This is a genomic window from Streptomyces sp. NPDC059564, assembly GCF_042735575.1.
Lineage (GTDB): Bacteria > Actinomycetota > Actinomycetes > Streptomycetales > Streptomycetaceae > Streptomyces.
The window spans coordinates 1-18,566 of record NZ_JBHWBP010000140.1; the positions used below are offsets into that span (position 1 = coordinate 1).

Sequence of the window (18,566 nt, forward strand, 5' to 3'; positions counted from 1 at the left end):
GGACGACCCCGCCCGCCTCGCCCACCGGCACGAACCGCGACCCCGGGTGCAGCTGCCCCGCGTAGTCGACGGGGTCCTCCCCGGCCCAGCCGGAGGAGTTGTCGAAGACCAGGTAGGCCGGGAGCACCCCGCGGGTGTTGCCGATCCAGAAGACCCGGCAGCGCGAGGTGAGCCGGGTCAGCACGCTGGTGTCGGACTCCACGCTCACCCCGTCGGGGATCCGCCCGAGCAGCCGCTCGACGGCGGCGACCCGCGCGGGTTCCGCGTACGTGGCCTTCTCCCCGAGCCGGGCCAGCGGCATGCTGGTCGCGCTCAGCGCGAGGGCCGCGGCGAGCAGGGCGCCGGGCAGCTGGAGCGCGTACGCGCGCAGCCACGGCCGGCGGTCGCGCCGGGCGGAGTCGAGGGCGTCGGCCAGGGCGAGGAAGACGACCGGCATCAGGACGGCGCTGTAGTGCCAGTCGGTGGACCAGTAGTGCGCGTCCCCCGACAGGAACCGCCAGCCGAGGGTGGGCAGGGCCACCAGCAGCAGCGGGGAGCGCAGCGCCAGCAGCCCGGTCGTGGGGATCAGGATCCAGCCGAGGGTGGCGAGCTTCGTGCCGAGGCCCTGGAGGGGGCCCGCGCCGTCCCCGTCGAGCTTCTCCCAGTAGGCGTACCCGTCGGCCGCGAAGCCGGGTATCACCACGGTGAAGACGACCGCGGCGGCCAGGACCCCGGCCACGGCGACGGCGAGCGCCCACCGGGCGGCCGGCCGGCCGGTGCGCCGGGCCCGCCAGGCGACCACCAGCGCCAGCGCCGCCAGGGTGACCCCGAGGTCCTCCTTGACCAGCAGCAGCGGCAGCGCCCAGCCCAGCGCGGCCCGCCACCGGCGCGCGAGCAGCGCCTCCAGGGAGAAGGCCAGCAGCGGCACCGCGAAGCAGATCTCGTGGAAGTCGAACTCGACGGCCCGCTGGAGCCCCCAGGACAGCCCGTACGCCGCCCCGAGCGCGAGCCCCCGCGCCTGCCCGAGGAGCCGTACCGAGGCCCGGGTGACGGGCACGGCGGACAGCGCGAACAGCGCGGCCTGCACCACCAGCAGGGTCACGGGCCCGGGGAAGGCCCGGTAGACCGGCGCGATCAGGGCGATGACGGGGCTGAAGTGGTCGCCGAGGATGTTGAAGCCCGGCCCCTTCAGGTCCACCACGGGCGCCCGGAGGTGGGCGTAGGCCCGTACCGCCTGCTCGAAGATGCCCAGGTCCCAGGAGGACTCCTCCAGCCGCCGGTGGCGGGAGATGGAGAGCACCGCGTACGCGAGGAACAGCGCGCAGGCGAGCGCGTACGGGGCCCCGCGCGCGGCCCGGCGCGAGCGCGCGGCCCGCCCGGCCCCGGCCGGGCCGAGGGCTCCCGTCAGGTTGCGGACCCGGGACAGGCCCCGGCTCCCGGACAGGCCGAGGCGCGCCGGGAGGGAGGGCGCGGCGGGTTCGGCCGCGGGCTCCCCGGCGGTCTGGGGGCTGCCGGACGTGGACATACGGACAGATTGTCACCCCGGTGCGGCGCGGGCGGCCCCGGCCCCTCACCCGCGCCGGGGCCGCAATCCCCCGCGCGGGCACCATCCCCGCGTCGTAGGGTGGGAACCCCCGGCCCGTTCTCGTGTCGGGCCCTTCGCGTTGTCCTTCCACGCCGTTCCCGCCCTTCCCACGCCCTTCCCCAGGATGGAAAGCCCCGCACATGAGCCTGCACGGACTGCTCGACGCCGTCACCCGGGATCCCGCGCTCGCCGAGGCGGTCACCGCGGCCGGGGACGGCAACCGCATGCACGTGGACCTCGTCGGCCCGCCCGCCGCCCGGCCCTTGGTGATCGCCGCGCTGGCCGCCCGTACCGAGCGGACCGTGCTCGCGGTCACCGCCACCGGGCGGGAGGCCGAGGACCTCGCGGCCGCGCTGCGCTCGATGATGCCGCCGGGCCGTCAGGACGCCGTGGTGGACTACCCGTCCTGGGAAACGCTGCCGCACGAGCGGCTCAGCCCGCGCAGCGACACCGTCGGCCGCCGGATCGCGGTGCTGCGCCGGCTCGCGCACCCCAGCAAGGACGATCCGGCCGCGGGGCCCGTCTCGGTGGTGGTCGCGCCGATCCGTTCCGTGCTCCAGCCGCAGGTCAAGGGGCTCGGGGACCTGGTGCCGGTGAGTCTGCGGCAGGGCCAGAGCACCGACCTCGGGGAGATCACCGCCGCCCTCGCGGCGGCCGCGTACGCGCGCGTGGAGCTGGTCGAGAAGCGCGGGGAGTTCGCCGTGCGCGGCGGCATCCTCGACGTGTTCCCGCCCACCGAGGAGCACCCGCTGCGCGTGGAGTTCTGGGGCGACGAGGTCGAGGAGATCCGGTACTTCAAGGTCGCCGACCAGCGGTCCCTGGAGATCGCCGAGCACGGCCTGTGGGCCCCGCCCTGCCGCGAGCTGCTGCTCACCGACGAGGTGCGGGAGCGGGCGGCGGCGCTGGCCGAGGCCCATCCGGAGCTGGGCGAACTGCTGCACAAGATCGCCGAGGGGATCGCGGTCGAGGGCATGGAGTCCCTGGCCCCGGTCCTCGTCGACGACATGGAACTGCTGATCGACGTCCTGCCGGCCGGGTCCATGGCCGTCGTGTGCGACCCGGAGCGGGTCCGCACCCGGGCCGCCGACCTCGTCGCGACCTCGCAGGAGTTCCTCATGGCCTCCTGGGCCGCGACCGCCGGCGGCGGCGAGGCCCCCATCGACGTCGGCGCGGCCTCGCTGCGCGGGCTCGCGGACGTCCGCGACCACGCCCGCGAGCTCGGCATGATGTGGTGGTCGGTGTCCCCCTTCGCCGCCGACGAGGCCGACCTGGCGGGCGGAGACACCCTCAAACTCGGCATGCACGCCCCCGAGGCCTACCGGGGCGACACCGCCCGTGCGCTCGCCGACACCAAGGGCTGGATCGCCGACGGCTGGCACACCGTCTACCTGACGGAGGGCCACGGCCCGGCCGCCCGTACCGTCGAGGTGCTCGGCGGGGAGGGCATCGCGGCCCGCCTGGAGGCACGGCTGACGGCCCTGGAGCCGAGCATCGTGCACGTGGCCTGCGGCTCCCTCGACAACGGCTTCGTGGACCCGGCGCTGAAGCTGGCCGTCCTCACCGAGACCGATCTGACCGGGCAGCGCACGGCGACCAAGGACCTCGGCCGGATGCCGACCCGGCGCCGCAAGTCCATCGACCCCCTCACCCTGGAGGTCGGCGACTACATCGTCCACGAGCAGCACGGCGTGGGCCGCTACATCGAGATGGTGCAGCGCACGGTGCAGGGCGCCACCCGCGAGTACCTCCTCGTCGAGTACGCGCCCGCCAAGCGCGGCCAGCCCGGCGACCGGCTGTACATCCCCACCGACCAGCTGGAGCAGGTCACCAAGTACGTCGGCGGCGAGGCCCCGACCCTGCACCGGCTCGGCGGCGCCGACTGGACGAAGACCAAGGCGCGGGCGAAGAAGGCGGTCAAGGAGATCGCCGCCGACCTCATCAAGCTGTACAGCGCGCGCATGGCGGCCCCCGGCCACACCTTCGGCCCGGACACCCCCTGGCAGCGGGAGCTGGAGGACGCCTTCCCGTACGCGGAGACGCCCGACCAGCTCACCACCATCGCCGAGGTCAAGGAGGACATGGAGAAGTCCGTCCCCATGGACCGGCTGATCTGCGGTGACGTGGGCTACGGCAAGACCGAGATCGCGGTCCGGGCGGCCTTCAAGGCGGTCCAGGACGGCAAGCAGGTCGCGGTCCTGGTGCCGACGACCCTGCTGGTGCAGCAGCACTTCGGGACCTTCTCCGAGCGGTACGCGCAGTTCCCCGTCGTCACGAAGGCACTGTCCCGCTTCCAGAGCGACACCGAGTCCAAGGCCACGCTGGAGGGCCTGAAGGAGGGCTCGGTCGACATCGTCATCGGCACGCACCGGCTGTTCTCGCAGGAGACGAAGTTCAAGGACCTGGGCCTGGTCATCGTCGACGAGGAGCAGCGCTTCGGCGTCGAGCACAAGGAGCAGCTGAAGAAGCTGCGCGCCAACGTGGACGTGCTCACCATGTCCGCGACCCCGATCCCGCGCACCCTGGAGATGGCGGTGACCGGCATCCGCGAGATGTCGACGATCACCACCCCGCCGGAGGAGCGGCACCCGGTACTCACCTTCGTCGGCCCGTACGAGGAGAAGCAGATCGGCGCGGCGATCCGCCGCGAACTGCTGCGCGAGGGGCAGTGCTTCTACATCCACAACCGGGTCGAGTCCATCGACCGGGCGGCCGCCAAGCTGCGCGAGATCGTGCCCGAGGCGCGGATCGCGACCGCGCACGGCCAGATGTCCGAACAGGCCCTGGAACAGGTCGTCGTGGACTTCTGGGAGAAGAAGTTCGACGTGCTCGTCTCGACGACGATCGTCGAGTCCGGCATCGACATCTCCAACGCCAACACCCTGATCGTGGAGCGCGGCGACAACTTCGGCCTCTCCCAGCTGCACCAGCTGCGCGGCCGCGTCGGCCGTGGCCGCGAGCGCGGGTACGCGTACTTCCTCTACCCGCCGGAGAAGCCGCTGACCGAGACCGCGCACGAGCGGCTCGCGACGATCGCCCAGCACACCGAGATGGGCGCCGGCATGTACGTGGCGATGAAGGACCTGGAGATCCGCGGCGCGGGCAACCTGCTCGGCGGCGAGCAGTCCGGGCACATCGCGGGTGTCGGCTTCGACCTGTACATCCGCATGGTCGGCGAGGCCGTGGCGGACTACCGGGCCGCGATCGAGGGCGGGGTGGAGGAGGAGCCGCCGCTGGAGGTCAAGATCGAGCTGCCGGTCGACGCGCACGTCCCGCACGACTACGCGCCCGGCGAGCGCCTGCGCCTCCAGGCGTACCGGTCCATCGCCGCCGCGAACTCCGAGGCCGACGTCAAGGCCGTGCGGGAGGAACTCACCGACCGCTACGGCAAGTTGCCGGAGCCGGTGGAGAACCTGCTGCTGGTGGCGGGGCTGCGGATGCTCGCGCGGGCCTGCGGGGTCGGCGACATCACCCTCCAGGGGCCCAACATCCGCTTCGGGCCGGTGGAGTTGCGCGAATCGCAGGAGCTGCGGCTGAAGCGGCTCTACCCGGGGACGGTGCTCAAGCCCGCGACCTCGCAGGTGCTGGTGCCGCGGCCGAAGACGGCCCGGGTGGGCGGGAAGCCGCTGGTCGGGCGGGAACTGCTGGGCTGGACCGGGGAGTTCCTCGCCACGATCCTCGGGTCGTAACGACGGCGTGGCGACGGCGTGGGGGAGGCTGTGCCCCGTTTGCGGCGGTACGCCGGATTCGGGGCCGCGCATATCATCGGCTGATGTTCTCTTCCGTCACGCTCCGGTCCGCCGCCACGGAGGACCGTCCCGCCCTGCTCCTGCGCCCCTGGCGGGAGGCGGACGTGCCCGCGCTGAGACGGGCGCACGCGGACCCGGTGCTGCGGCGCCGGACCGCGTACCCGGTCGTCGGCGAGTCCGACGGCCTGATGTTCGTGGAGGACCACCGGCGCGACTGGGAGCTGGGCACGCGCTTCGGCTTCGCCGTGCTGGAGGAGGAGACGGGGCGGCTGGTGGGCTGCGCCGTCCTCAAGCGGCCGTCCGCCGCCGGGCCCGCGGCGGAGGTCGGCTACTGGACGGCGGCCCACGCACGCGGCCTCGGCGTCGCCCCGCGCGCCCTGGAGGCCGTCACCGCCTGGGCGTTCGAGACCTTCGGCGGCGCCGGGCTGGACCGCCTCGACCTCCTCCACCAGGAGGACAACGAGGCGTCCTGCCGCGTCGCCGCCAAGAGCGGGTACGCCCTGGAGGCGGTACTGCCCCCCGCGCCGCCCGAGTTCCCCCTCAGCGGCCACCTGCACGTACGGCGCGCCCCGGCCTAGCGGCGCGCCCGCCGGTCAGACGGACTCGCCCACCGGGCCGCCGATCTTCCCCAGGTCGAGGACGTCGGAGTCCTGCGGCGAGGCCGTGTCCACGGGCACGTCGAACGCCGAGAACAGCGCCTCGCCCGCGGTGTCCCCGCTGACGGTCGACTTCAGGATGTACGGCTTGCCCCGGGTGGCGACGTAGTCGGTCTGCGTGCCCTGACGGGCCGGGGAGGTGACCGCCAGCGCGGGCACGCCGTCGACGGTGGTGGTCTCGCCCTTGCGCGCGAGCGGGCTGCCCTTGCCGAAGTCGCCCGTCAGCTTGTCGAGGTCGCAGCTGCCGGTCATCGAGGCGGCGCGCGGGTCGGAGGCGGGGATCTTCACCCAGCGGTCGGCGAGCGTGGCGACCATCTGGTCCGTCTGCTTCTGCGGGGTGTGCCGCTCCCGGGCCGCGCCCCGCCAGTAGGCGGCGTCACCGCGGAAGTGGACCAGCTCGGTGGACTTGATGATGTCCAGCTTCCCCATGCCTTCGAGGCGGACGGCGCCGTTGCAGTGGCCCTTCTTGTCCAGCGACAGGTCTATCCGCATCGGCTTGCCCTGGTAGTCGACCTTGGCGGTGACGTGCGCCGACTCCGCCTTGCGGGTGGCCTCGTAGGCCTGGGTCAGGATCTCCTGCCCCGACCGGGTGGCGAGCGGGCCGCCGTCCCCCTTGGCGGACGGTGAGGGCGAGGGCGGGACGGCCGTGGCCTTCGCGGCCCTGGCCTGCTTCCCGACCTCGGCGGCGCTGCCCGCTCCGCCCCCGGGCAGACAGGCCGTCAGGCCGCCGAGCAGGGTCGCGGCGGCGAGTGCCGTCGCCGTGGTCTTGGTACGGCTGCGCATCCTGGTTCCCCCCGTGGAAAGACGTCGTACTCCGAGGTTAGTGCGGTGCCCGCCCGCATCCGCCCACGGGGCGGACCGGCCGTGCTTCGACCCTGCAACGGTTGGGTCCTTCCCCTCACGGACGGCCGGAAAGGCTGTATACGCTCAGACCCTGACCCCCTTCCGCACGCCTCGTCAGGAGCAGCGATGCACGGCCCCGGCCTCCCGCCGCAGCACGGCCCCCACGGCCACCGTCCCGTGTCGGGGGGCGAGATGACGCTGCGCGTGCTGTTCACGGCGCTGCCCGTCCTCAGCTGCGGGTTCTTCGCCTGGGGGTCGATGCTGAGACTCGCGATCCTCACCCGCAGGCCGCGGGACTGGGCCCTGCTCGTCCTCAGCGGTGTGCTGTCGGTGGTCTGGATCACCCTCATCGGGATGGACAACACGCCCGAGCTCACCAAGTGGGAGAGCGACGCGGGTGCCGGTGGCTCGATCTTCACCGGTTTCGCGGTCTGCGTGTACTACCTGGTCTCCGACATCCGCCACCACGAGGCGAAGGCCCTCGCCCCCGCCGCGTCCTGGTACCCGGCGGCGCCGCAGACCCCGTACAGCGGCCGGACGACCACCCCGTCCTACGGCTACCCGCCCGCCCAGGTGCCCCCGCAGACGCCCCCGCAGGCCCAGCCGCCGCGCATCGGGCAGGTCCGCGCCGAACTCGACGAGCTCAGCGAGCTGCTGCGCCGGCAGGGCCAGGCCCACCCGCAGCAGCCCCCGCAGCCCGGCGGCCCCTACCAGGACCCGAACGGCACGGCGATCCAGGACCCGAACCGGTGACCGAGCCCGAACGCCTCATCGGCGAGCGCTACCGGCTCGCCAGCATCCTCGGCCAGGGCGGCATGGGCCAGGTGTGGACGGCCTACGACCAGCGCCTCGACCGGCGCGTCGCCGTCAAACTGCTGCGCCCCGACCGGGTCGCGGGCCCCGGCACCGTCGCCGAGGAACTGCGCCGCCGCTTCGTGCGCGAATGCCGGGTCACCGCCCAGGTCGACCACCCCGGGCTGGTCACCGTCCACGACGCGGGCAGCGACGGCGACGAGCTCTACCTCGTCATGGGCTACGTCGAGGGCTCCGACCTCGCCGACCACCTCGCCGCGCACGGCCCGTACCCCTGGCAGTGGGCGGTCGCCGTCGCCGCGCAGCTGTGCTCGGTGCTGTCCGCCGTGCACGCGGTGCCGATCGTCCACCGCGACCTCAAGCCCCGCAACGTGATGGTCCGCCCGGACGGGACCGTCCTGGTCCTGGACCTCGGCGTCGCCTCCGTGATGGACACCGACACCACCCGCCTCACCAGCACCGGCACTCCCATCGGCAGCCCCGCGTACATGGCGCCCGAGCAGGCCATGAGCGGCGCGGTCGGCCCGTACACCGACCTCTACGCCCTCGGCGTGCTGCTCTACGAACTCCTCAGCGGCAACGTCCCCTTCGCCGGATCCACCGCCCTCGGCGTGCTGCACCGCCACCTCTACGAGGCCCCGGCCCCGGTGCGGCCGCAGCGCCCCGAGATCCCGCCGGAGCTGGAGGCGCTGATGCTGCGCCTCCTCGCCAAGGACCCGCAGGACCGGCCCGGCTCCGCGCAGGAGGTCTACGAGGCCCTCGCGCCCCTGCTCCCGGCCCGCGGCAGCCGCACGCTGGGGGTCCTCCCGGACGGAGTCCGGGGGATCGGCCGGCTGGACCCCACCCGCCCCTTCCTGCGCCCCCAGGCGCCCTGGCCGGACCGGGCCGCCGTCATCCCGCCGCGCCCGGCCGACCCGCCGGCCCCGCCCCGGCCGGACATCCCCGGCGCGGTGGACGAGGCCCGCAAGCTGCTGGACCAGGGGCAGCTCACCCGGGCCGTGGACATCCTCGGCGGCATCCTCCCGGCGGCCGCCGCCGAGCACGGCGAACACTCGCCGGTGGTCCGCTCGCTGCGCAAGCAGTACGCCGCCACGCTCATGGACGACGGCCAGTTCCGCCGCGCCCTGCCCGAACTGCGGCGCCTCGCCGAAGAGTTCCCGGCGGGCGACCCGCAGGCGCTGCGCTTCCGCTACGACGCCGCCCAGTGCCTGGAGCAGCTCGGCGAGCCGGCGGCGGCGCTGGCCGAGTACCGCTCGCTGCTGCCCCTGTTCGAGAACCACTACGCGAACCCGGACCCGGGCCTGCCGCTGGAGGTCCGCCGCCGGATAGCGCACCTGCTGCTGTCGATGGGCGACCGCCCGGCCGCCCACGACACCCTGGTCCGCCTCCTGTTCGACGCGGACCGCCTGCACGGCCCGGGCCACCCCCTCCCGGTGGACATCCGCCGCACCCTCCAGTGGCTGGGCCAGGTGCGCTGAGGACCTACGCCACAGCGCCCCGACGGCGGCGCATAAGCGCCAGTCCGAGCACCACCAGGCCCGACAGGCCCGCCGCCGCCAGGCCCGGGGCCAGGCCCGGCGGGCGGAAGGAGCAGCTCACGGTGGTGGTGCGGCCGTCGAGGGGGACGGCCAGCAGGCCCAGGCGGGAGGCGGCCGGGCCGCCTTCGCAGGTCCAGCCCGCGATGGCCGGGACCGCGACCACCGCCGTGCCCGTGCTGCCGGGCGGCAGGGTGGCGCTCAGGCCCGAGGAGGTCACCCGTACCGAGGTGGCGGCCGACGCGCGCAGGGCCGACACCGCCGCCGTGAGGCGGGCCCGGTCCAGGCAGGACAGCGCCCACTGCGGCGGGGCCGGCCGGTCGAAGACCAGCTTCGAGACGGGCCCGCGCGAGGTGCCCAGCGGCTGGACCGCCGCCCGGTTGCGCGGGGGGTTGGCGTTCAGCCGGAAGGGGCGGCCGCCGGCGAGGCGGGCCGTCGCGTTGTACTCCGGGGCCCACAGGTAGGCCTCGGTCCCCGCCCGGCAGATCCCGGGCGCGACCGGGTCCTCGTACACCTTGGCGCCCAGCAGCAGTTCCTGGTTGGCGAAGGGGTCGTCCCCGTAGGAGGGGGAGGGGCCCGCCGGGTGGACGGTGACCAGCGGCGGGACCTCGGCGCGGGCGATCGTGCCGTCCGGCTTCAGGCGCGCGCCGACCGCGAACACCGCGTCCGTCACCGGGTTGTCGAGGCTCTGCACGTTGCGTCCCCGCGAGGTCCAGCCCGCGCCCAGCGCCTGCATCGTGCGGGTGAACACGTCCGGTGTGTGGCTGCTGTAGTAGGAGCCGCCCTCGCCGCCCAGCAGCATCGGGTCGTTGCCCGACAGCGCGGGCCGGCCCGCGTCGGTCCGGTACGCGGGCCAGCCCTCGGCGCCCGCCAGGGCCTCGGCGCGCCGGGTGTGCGCCGCGTTCCAGGACGGGTAGTCGTCCAGCCCGGCCAGCTTGCCCTTGTGCCCGTACGCCGTCGTCGCCGCGGCCTGCGCCACCAGCGCGAGGGCCAGCAGACCGGCGGCGGGCAGCAGCAGCCGCGGCCGGCGCAGCGCCCACCAGGCGGCGGCCGTCAGCGCCAGCCCGCCGCCGAAGAGCGCGTAGCCCCACGTCGTGGTCAGGGCGCTGCCGCTCGCCCACAGCGCGGCCGCCGCGAGCACCGCCGCGCCCGCCGCCAGGGCCCGCGCCGAGGGCAGTCCGGCCGCCAGCCCCGTCCAGGCGGCGATCACCACGACCCCGGCCAGCACGAAGGTCTGCCGGTACGCGCTGCCGTTCGGGGTCGCGAAGAGGTGCCAGGCCAGATGGGTCGGCGCCCACTGCAGGGACAGCAGCACCGCCGCCACCAGCCCGGCCCACCACCAGCGGGTCCGGGCGGCCAGGGCCCGGTGGAAGGGGAGCGCCGCCACCAGCAGCAGGGTCCCCGTCCCCACGAACACGGCGGGGGAGTTGAAGGAGTACGTCGCCGGCATCAGCCGCGCGAACAGGTCGGACCACGGCACCGGCCCGAACGGGCGCGACCACCCCGGATAGGCCTGCTTCGAGCTCAGGAACAGCGGCACCAGTACCGGCGCGGCCAGAGCGATCCCCAGCACGACCGTCCCCGCCGCCCGCCCGACCACCAGGGCCCGCTCGCGCACGCCCTCCCGGGTCAGCACCACCCGCACCAGCAACACCAGGGCCGCGCCCAGCGTGGCCATGTACGCGGTGTAGAAGTTCGCCGTCCACGAGACGGCCACCACCAGCACCCCCAGCACGGGGCGCCGCGCGCGCAGCGCCCACTCGCCGGTGAGGCACAGCAGCGGGAAGGCGATCAGCCCGTCCAGCCACATCGGGTTGTACGAGGCCTCGATCACCGACCAGCCGCACAGCGCGTACGAGGCCCCCAGCAGCCCCGCCGCCCACCAGGGCCCCTGCCGCTGGGTGCGCAGCAGCCAGGCCATCGCCGCCGCGGCGGCCGCCATCTTGAGCACCGTGACCACGTACACCGCGAGGTCGATGTCCTCGCGCGGGAACAGCGCCACCAGCACGGCGAACGGGCTCGTCAGGTAGGTCCCGAGGTCGGGCAGGAAGCTGGTGCCGTACCCGGACTGCCAGTTGAAGAGGAGCCCGCCGCGGGCCTGCCCGTGCAGCAGGTCCCACAGGTGCGCGTGGAACGGCACGAACTGGTTGCCGAGGTCGTTGACGCTGCGGTGGCGGGACCCGTACGGGAAGACGCGCGCGACGGCGTCCCCACCGCACACGGCCACGAGCGTGACCAGGGCCGCGAACGCCGCCCCGAACAGGCCGGGCCGGCGCGGCGAACGCCTGGCGGGAGCGGATGCGGACCGGTCCGGGACGCGGTGCGGGGCGAGCTGCTGTGTCGACATGGTGAGGCGACCATCCCAGGAACGGGGGGCACGACGGTAGCCGGGGGGTGAACTCGCACCCCAACACCCCGGGAATCGTTGGTCGAAGCGGTGGCCCGGACCACCCTGACTGCATACCATCGATCACCGCACGGCCCTTGTGCACCGACGCACAATCTCCCGGCCCTGGAGGCTCCTTTGCACCGTCGCACAGCGCTCTCCGTCTCCGCCGCCCTCCTCATGGCGGCCCCCCTGCTGGCCGCCTGCTCGGGCGGGACCCGCCCCGGCACGGCGGCGGTCGTCGGCGGGGAACGCATCACCACCTCCGCCCTCCAGGCCCAGGTCAACGACGTCCGCACGGCGCAGAACCGTTCCGGGCAGGGCGCGCAGCTCATCGAGGCGACCGCCGGACTGGAACGGCTGAAGCTCAACAAGATGATCCAGACGGCCGTCCTGGAGCGGGCCGCCGACGACGCGGGCCTGAGCGTGAACACCAAGGAGATCGAGGAGGTGCGCAAGGCGCAGCTCCAGCAGGCGGGCGGGGAGAAGGAGCTCGCGGCGGCCGCCCTCCAGCAGGCGCAGCTGGCACCGGACCAGCTGGAGGCGGACACCCGCTTCAAGCTGTTGCGCGACAAGGTCTTCGCGCACTACGGCAGCCAGGACAAGGCCCTGGCCAAGCTGTCGGAAGCGGCGAAGGCCCTGCACATCGAGGTGAACCCGCGCTACGGCACGTGGGACGCCCAGCAGATCATCCTCGGTGACCAGCAGACCCCGTGGATCACCCAGCGGACCCGTCCCGAACAGGCGGCCCCCGCCGGAGCCTGACGCACGCGGGCGGAGGTAGGTTCGGAGGGTGACCGACCACACCGCCGAACCCGCCCCCGCCGAGCCCGCCGGCCGGATCGTCCTGCTGACCGCCAGCCACCGGGTCGCCCCCGGGCTGCTGTCCTGGCCGGCCTGGCAGACCCTGCACGCCGCGGACCTCGTGCTGTGCGCCGACCCGGACCACCCGCAGCTGCCGTACCTGCGCGAGGCGGGCGTCGAGGTGGTGCGGGACGCGCCCGACGCCCACGCGCTCGTCGAGGCCTGCGCCGGGGGCCGCACGGTCGTGGTGATCCCGGGCGGCGAGGGCGACCAGCGGCTCACGGACGGCCTGGCCCGCCTCGCCGGGTCCGGCCGCGTCAGCATGCCCGACCTGGAGCTGCTGCCCGGTTCGTACGACCTGCCGGGCGCGCGGCTGCTGGACCTGGTGCAGGTGATGGACCGGGTGCGGCGCGAGTGCCCCTGGACCTCCCGGCAGACCCACGAGGGGCTGGTGAAGTACGCCATCGAGGAGGCGTACGAGCTGGTCGAGGCGATCGAGGACGGTGACCGCGCGGCGCTGCGCGAGGAGCTCGGCGACGTGCTGCTCCAGGTGTTCTTCCACGCCCGCATCGCGGAGGAGGCGGGATCGGTCCCCGCGGGAGAACAAGAAGGAGAAGAAGAAGGAGAAGAAGAAGGAGAAGAAGAAGGAGAAGAAGGGGACGAGGCGTTCTCCATCGACGACGTCGCCGGCGACCTGGTGGACAAGCTGATCCGCCGCCACCCGCACGTCTTCGGCGACGCGAAGGCCGAATCCCCCGAGGACGTCAACGCGCACTGGCAGGCCACCAAGGCGGTCGAGAAGCAGCGGGAGTCGGTCACCGACGGGATCCCGCTCGCCCAGCCCGGGCTCGCGCTCGCGGCCAAGCTCGCCGGGCGGGCCCGTACGGGCGGCATCGGCGTGGAACTGCCCCGGGGCGAGGGCGTCGGCTACGAACTGCTCGCGCTGGCGGCGCGCGCCGAGGCGGCGGGGACGGACCCCGAGACGGCGCTGCGGGCGGCGGCCCGCGCGTACCGGGACGCGATCAGGGCGGCCGAGGGCGTCGCCTGATCCACCCGGGCCCGGTCAGTCCTCGTGGCGCGGGGCGCGGGCGGCCGGGTTGTGCCAGTACGGGTCGGGGCGGCTCAGGAACCATTCGCCGAAGCCCAGGGGCCGGGTCCGCGCGGAGCCGGAGACGGGGACCGCGTCGTAGAAGAGCCGCTCGGGCAGGGCTCCGAGTTCCTCCAGGAGTAAGGCGGTCTCCTCGATGAACTGCGGGGGCCCGCTGAGGTAGACGTCCCGCTCCCGCCACATGGCCCGGTTGCCGAGGGCGGTGGCCAGCCGGGTGGTGGCCTGGTTGCGGTGCTGCCCGGGGGCGGGGGTGATGTAGGTGACGCCGAGCCATCCGCGGGAGGCGGCGTACCCGTCGATGAGCGGGCGGTCGTAGAGGTGGGCGCCGTCCCGGGCGACGACGAAGAGGCGTACGTCCTGATCGGGAGGGTGTTGCACCAGTTCCTCCAGCATCGCCCGGACCGGCGCCCAGCCGGTGCCGGCGGCGATGAAGGTGAGGGGCCGGTCGGCGCGGCGCAGGACCAGGTTCCCGCCCGGGGCGCCGAGCCGCAGCAGCTCGCCGGGCCGGATCTCGCGGACCAGGGCGGTGCTGAGCCGCCCGCCCTCGATGCGGCTGACGTGGAGGTCGACGGTGGTGTCGGGGCGGGGCGCGTTGCCGAGGGAGTACGTGCGCCAGGTGGTCGGGACGCGGTCGCTGCTCACGCTGACGTACTGGCCGGGCCGGTAGGGGAGCGGGGCGTGCGGGCGCAGGGTCAGCACGGCGATGTCCTCCCCGTACTGGAGGTGGCGCACCACCTCGGCGTCCCACCAGGGAGGCTCGTCGCTCGCGTCGGCGCCGGCCGTCATGGTGTCGGCGATGAACTGGTAGGCCTCCGTCCACGCCTTCTCGACCGCGGGGGTCCACGCCTCCCCGGAGGTCTCGGCGAGGGCGGCGAGCAGGCTCGCGCCGAGGGCGGCGTAGTGCTCGGGCCCGGCGAGGAACTTGCGGTGGTCGCGGCCGAGGTCGCGTAGATAGGGGACGAGGGTCTCGTTCTCCAGGTGGGCGATGACATGGGTGAGGGCGGCGAAGAGCCGGTCGCGCTGGCGCTCCATGTCCTCGAAGGAGGCCGGGAAGAGCGCACGGACCTCGGGGTTGTGCCAGAAGAGGTGGGAGTAGAAGAACTTGGCCGCGTGCTCGGCCCGTCTCTCCACCACCGCGAAGCTGCTTTTCAAGATCCTCACATCCACAAAACCGAAAGTAGGAATGCCGGGCAACGCGAGGTCAAGCGATGGCCGATCTACGGACAGCCGCGACGAACCGCGTATATGGGGTGGGGGCTTCCGGCCGGGATAACGTCATCGGGTGCATGAGCAGACCTCCACGCCCCCCGCCGGCTCCTCCCCTTCCCAGGGCCCGACCCTCTTCGACTGGGAGTTCGCGACCGACCCCTACCCGGCCTACGCCTGGCTGCGCGAACACTCACCGGTGCACCGCACCAAGCTCCCCAGCGGGGTCGAGGCCTGGCTCGTGACCCGGTACGCCGACGCCCGCCAGGCCCTCGCCGACCAGCGGCTCAGCAAGAATCCGGCGCACCACGCGGAGCCCGCGCACGCCAAGGGCAAGACGGGGATCCCCGGGGAGCGCAAGGCGGAGCTGATGACGCACCTGCTGAACATCGACCCGCCGGACCACACCCGGCTGCGGCGGCTGGTGTCGAAGGCGTTCACCCCGCGCAGGGTCGCCGAGTTCACCCCGCGCGTGCAGGAGCTCACCGACCACCTGATCGACAAGATCGTCGAAAAGGCGGGGGACGCGGAGGCGGGGGAGGCCGATCTCATCCATGAGTTCGCCTTCCCGCTCCCCATCTACGCCATCTGCGAGATGCTCGGCGTACCGCGCGAGGACCAGGACGACTTCCGCGACTGGGCCGGGATGATGATCCGGCACGGTGGCGGCCCGCGCGGCGGAGTGGCCCGTTCCGTCAAGCAGATGCGGACCTATCTCGGGGAACTCATCCACCGCAAGCGGGATGATCTGGGCAATGACCTCATCTCGGACCTGATCCGGGCGAGCGACCACGGGGACCACCTGACGGAGGCCGAGGCCACGGCGATGGCCTTCATCCTCTTGTTCGCCGGCTTCGAAACCACCGTGAATTTGATTGGAAATGGGCTGCATGCCCTTTTCATGAACCCCGATCAGCGCGTGCGCCTCCAGGATTCCCTCGCGGCCGGCGAGAGCGCCCTCCTGGAGACCGGCATCGAGGAACTCCTGCGCTACGACGGCCCGGTGGAGCTGGCCACCTGGCGGTTCGCCACCGAGCCGCTGACCCTCGGCGGGCAGGACGTCGCCGCCGGAGACCCCGTACTCGTGGTCCTCGCGGCGGCCGACCGCGACCCCGAGCGGTTCGCCGACCCGGACACCCTGGACCTCTCCCGGAGTGACAATCAGCACCTCGGCTACGGCCACGGCATCCACTACTGCCTCGGCGCCCCGCTGGCCCGCCTCGAAGGCCAGACGGCGCTCGCGACTTTGCTGACGCGTCTGCCGGATCTGGAACTTGCCGTTCCCCCTTCCGACCTGCGCTGGCGCGGCGGGCTCATCATGCGTGGCCTGCGCACCCTTCCGGTCCGCTTCACAACCCGGAACGGTTGAGACGTCCCGCCGTCGCCGGGCGGCGCCGAGGCCCGCCCGGCCACGGCGCGGTGCCGCCCGGTCGCCTGACCGGAAGTCAGTCCAGGCCCGAACTTGTGACATCCGTTCGAAGGGGGCTAGGTTCTGCCGTTACCCCGCCGTTATGCGAAAGGTGCAGCCTCATGCGTTCCGGGAACGGCCGCCACAGACGTCCCCGCCAGGTACCCGCCCTGGTCGTCACCGCCGGAGTCACCGGCTCCGCCCTCGCCCTGCCGCTGCTCGCGGCAGGCGGCGCGAGCGCCGCCGACACCGCCACCTGGGACAAGGTCGCCGACTGCGAGAGCGGCGGCACCTGGAGCGCCAACTTCGGCAGCGGGGCCTACGGCGGCCTCCAGTTCAGCCTGGAGCAGTGGAAGAACGCGGGCGGACTCGCCTACGCGGAGCGCCCGGACCTCGCCAGCCGCTCCCAGCAGATAGCCGTCGCCGAACGGGTGCTGGCCTCCCAGGGCCCCCAGGCGTGGCCGCTGTGTTCCGCCTCGGCCGGGCTCACCCAGCAGGGACCGGCCGCCCAGGTGGACCCGGGGAATGCTCCCGGACCGGTCGCGCCCTCCCCGTCCCGCCCGGACACCTCGGTGCCCGACAGCAGCACGGGCGGCCGGGCCACCGACTTCGGCGCCCCGACCCCGAAGCCCTCCAAGCCGGGCGCCTCGCCCTCCACGGACCCGAGCGGCCTGCCGGACTACCCGCTGGGCCCCACCACCGGACTGCCCGTCATGCCCGAGCCGGACTACTCGGTGCCGCCCACCGACCCGACGGTGCCGCCCACCACGCCCCCGGTCGGCCCGACCGCCCCGGTGGACCCGACGGCCCCGGTCAGCCCGACCGCCCCGGTGGACCCGACGGCCCCGGCGACCCCCGGAACCACCCCCGGAGCCAAGCCCGACAGCGCGGGCAGCGCGAAGGCCGACGGCGGGGGCAAGCACCGCGGCCCGGCGGCCATCGAGGTGCCGGCCGCGCCTGGCACGGCGTCAGGCGCCGCCGCCGAGCCCGTCTACACCGTGAAGGCAGGCGACAGCCTCACCGCCATCGCGGACGCCAACGGACTCAAGGGGGGCTGGAGCGCCCTCTACCAGGCCAACGAGCAGGTCATCGGCGGGGACGCGGACCTCATCAAGCCCGGTCAGAACCTGGATCTAACCAAGAAATAGGGGCAGTTCGGGCACCCATAAGACCTGAATGTCCGTTATCGGCAAATGAGACATGCGTCTCTTCCGGTCAACTGGCGTGGCTCGTTCCGGAACTTCCGCAAACCCCGCCCTCACCTGCGCAAACGTGCTCTAGAGGAACGCAAGTAGGCCGGTTTCTCCCTGATGTCGCGCGTTGAACATCGGGGAGAGACCTGTCTACCTTCTGAATCGCTCGCCACCGCGGGCTCCTTCGACCGCATCGCCGAATCCTGCCGGCGGACGGGGGGAACAGTCGTCGCGTAAAGCGCCGAAGGCAGGAGCGGGGGAACCAAGGTAGGCGCCGGGAACGGCCGTTGAGAGACGGTCACGCCCCGGCTAGGGGTTAAGCCACGTGCTCGACACGTGACCGGGCAACTCATCCGCCCGAACCCGACAGCTCACCTCGAAGGCGTCGGTGAGGAGAACTCCATGCTGCTTTCCGGCAAGGGCAAGCACCGCCGCGGCTCCAAGGCCGTCCGCATCGTCACGCTCGCCGGTGTCGCCGGTGTCGCCGTCGCGGCCCCGCTGATGGCCGCGGGCACCGCCAGCGCCGCCACCGCCTCCGAGTGGGACAAGGTCGCCTCCTGCGAGTCCGGCGGCAACTGGTCCATCAACACGGGCAACGGCTACTACGGCGGCCTGCAGTTCTCGTCCTCCACGTGGGCCGCGTACGGCGGCAAGGCGTACGCCGCGCAGGCCAACCAGGCCTCCAAGTCGCAGCAGATAGCCATCGCCGAGAAGGTCCTCAAGGGCCAGGGCAAGGGCGCCTGGCCGTCCTGCGGCGTCGGCCTGTCCAACTCCTCGTACAACGGCGGCGGCTCGACCACCCCGGCGAAGCCGAAGCCCGAGACGAAGCCCGAGGCCGCCAAGCCCGCCAAGCCCGCGAAGCCGGCCACCCCGAAGGCGGAGACCAAGCGTCCCGCCGAGGCCCCGGTCACCCGCTCCGAGCGCTCGGAGACCCCGGCGCCGGCCAAGACCGCCCCGAAGACCCAGGCCCCGAAGACCGGCAACGGCTCGTACGAGGTCAAGGAGGGCGACACCCTCGGCACCATCGCCGAGGCCAACGGCGTCAAGGGCGGCTGGGAGAAGCTCTTCGAGCTGAACAAGGACATCGTCGACGATGCCGACCTGATCTTCCCCGGGCAGAAGCTGAACCTCAGCTGAATTCCCCCGCAACACCGCCGCGTCCGGTGACGGCGCGGCACCCGTGACACCCTCCCGCCGCCCGGCGCGTATCCCCCCACGCGCCGGGCGGCGGCGTGTTGTCCGCCCGGCGCGTGGGGGAATTGCGCGCCGAATCAAGGTCCGTATGTCAGGGAACAGGGGTATTC

The 18,566-nt window shown here is 73.4% G+C and carries 13 protein-coding genes and 1 riboswitch; of the genes, 9 read left to right on the forward strand and 4 right to left on the reverse strand.

What is annotated here, in order from left to right; genetic code table 11:
• On the reverse strand, positions 1–1,504 hold a 1,504-nt coding region (locus ACFV0Q_RS22835; RefSeq protein WP_385008134.1), incomplete at its 3' end, for a DUF2079 domain-containing protein.
• A gap of 200 nt (positions 1,505–1,704) precedes the next feature.
• Between ACFV0Q_RS22835 and mfd the strand changes: the two genes are divergently transcribed.
• A complete protein-coding gene (mfd, locus tag ACFV0Q_RS22840; RefSeq protein ID WP_385008136.1) occupies positions 1,705–5,250 on the forward strand; it encodes a transcription-repair coupling factor in 3,546 nt (1,181 codons plus the stop codon).
• 83 nt (positions 5,251–5,333) lie between these two features.
• Positions 5,334–5,888 carry a GNAT family N-acetyltransferase gene (locus ACFV0Q_RS22845; RefSeq protein WP_385008138.1) on the forward strand — a complete coding sequence of 185 codons (555 nt, stop codon included), beginning with the start codon at positions 5,334–5,336 and terminating at the stop codon, positions 5,886–5,888.
• Between the two features lie 15 nt (positions 5,889–5,903).
• On the opposite strand, the gene ACFV0Q_RS22850 is transcribed toward ACFV0Q_RS22845, so the two are convergent.
• Positions 5,904–6,749: a hypothetical protein gene (locus tag ACFV0Q_RS22850; protein WP_385008140.1), complete on the reverse strand. Its 846-nt coding sequence runs from the start codon at positions 6,747–6,749 to the stop codon at positions 5,904–5,906.
• 186 nt (positions 6,750–6,935) lie between these two features.
• Here ACFV0Q_RS22850 and ACFV0Q_RS22855 point away from each other — a divergent pair, with 186 nt between their 5' ends.
• Positions 6,936–7,562 (forward strand): hypothetical protein, encoded by a 627-nt coding sequence (locus tag ACFV0Q_RS22855; RefSeq protein WP_385008142.1) that lies wholly within the window; start codon positions 6,936–6,938, stop codon positions 7,560–7,562.
• Entirely contained in the window at positions 7,559–9,100 is a 1,542-nt protein-coding gene (locus ACFV0Q_RS22860) for a protein kinase (protein WP_385008144.1), read from the forward strand. The genes ACFV0Q_RS22855 and ACFV0Q_RS22860 overlap by 4 nt, the downstream gene beginning before the upstream one ends.
• Positions 9,101–9,104: 4 nt before the next feature.
• Here ACFV0Q_RS22860 and ACFV0Q_RS22865 read toward each other — a convergent pair whose 3' ends face one another.
• Positions 9,105–11,504: a YfhO family protein gene (locus ACFV0Q_RS22865; RefSeq protein WP_385008146.1), complete on the reverse strand. Its 2,400-nt coding sequence runs from the start codon at positions 11,502–11,504 to the stop codon at positions 9,105–9,107.
• A gap of 219 nt (positions 11,505–11,723) precedes the next feature.
• Here ACFV0Q_RS22865 and ACFV0Q_RS22870 point away from each other — a divergent pair, with 219 nt between their 5' ends.
• Entirely contained in the window at positions 11,724–12,308 is a 585-nt protein-coding gene (locus tag ACFV0Q_RS22870) for a SurA N-terminal domain-containing protein (protein WP_385008158.1), read from the forward strand.
• 28 nt (positions 12,309–12,336) lie between these two features.
• Positions 12,337–13,395 (forward strand): MazG family protein, encoded by a 1,059-nt coding sequence (locus ACFV0Q_RS22875; RefSeq protein WP_385008148.1) that lies wholly within the window; start codon positions 12,337–12,339, stop codon positions 13,393–13,395.
• Between the two features lie 15 nt (positions 13,396–13,410).
• Here ACFV0Q_RS22875 and ACFV0Q_RS22880 read toward each other — a convergent pair whose 3' ends face one another.
• Positions 13,411–14,616, reverse strand: coding sequence for a globin domain-containing protein (locus tag ACFV0Q_RS22880; RefSeq protein ID WP_385008150.1), 1,206 nt, complete (start codon positions 14,614–14,616; stop codon positions 13,411–13,413).
• 121 nt (positions 14,617–14,737) lie between these two features.
• Here ACFV0Q_RS22880 and ACFV0Q_RS22885 point away from each other — a divergent pair, with 121 nt between their 5' ends.
• The 3 genes from ACFV0Q_RS22885 to ACFV0Q_RS22895 all read left to right on the forward strand — a co-directional run bounded on the left by ACFV0Q_RS22885 (position 14,738) and on the right by ACFV0Q_RS22895 (position 18,399).
• Positions 14,738–16,030 carry a cytochrome P450 gene (locus ACFV0Q_RS22885; RefSeq protein ID WP_385008152.1) on the forward strand — a complete coding sequence of 431 codons (1,293 nt, stop codon included), beginning with the start codon at positions 14,738–14,740 and terminating at the stop codon, positions 16,028–16,030.
• A 161-nt stretch (positions 16,031–16,191) separates the two neighbouring features.
• The gene (locus tag ACFV0Q_RS22890) at positions 16,192–17,217 is read left to right on the forward strand and encodes a transglycosylase family protein (RefSeq protein WP_385008153.1); all 1,026 of its coding nucleotides are present in this window, start codon (positions 16,192–16,194) and stop codon (positions 17,215–17,217) included.
• A gap of 274 nt (positions 17,218–17,491) precedes the next feature.
• Positions 17,492–17,662, forward strand: a riboswitch (cyclic di-AMP (ydaO/yuaA leader).
• Between the two features lie 2 nt (positions 17,663–17,664).
• Complete coding sequence (locus ACFV0Q_RS22895) at positions 17,665–18,399, forward strand: transglycosylase family protein (RefSeq protein WP_385008155.1); 735 nt, start codon at positions 17,665–17,667, stop codon at positions 18,397–18,399.
• The last annotated feature ends 167 nt before the right edge of the window (positions 18,400–18,566 follow it).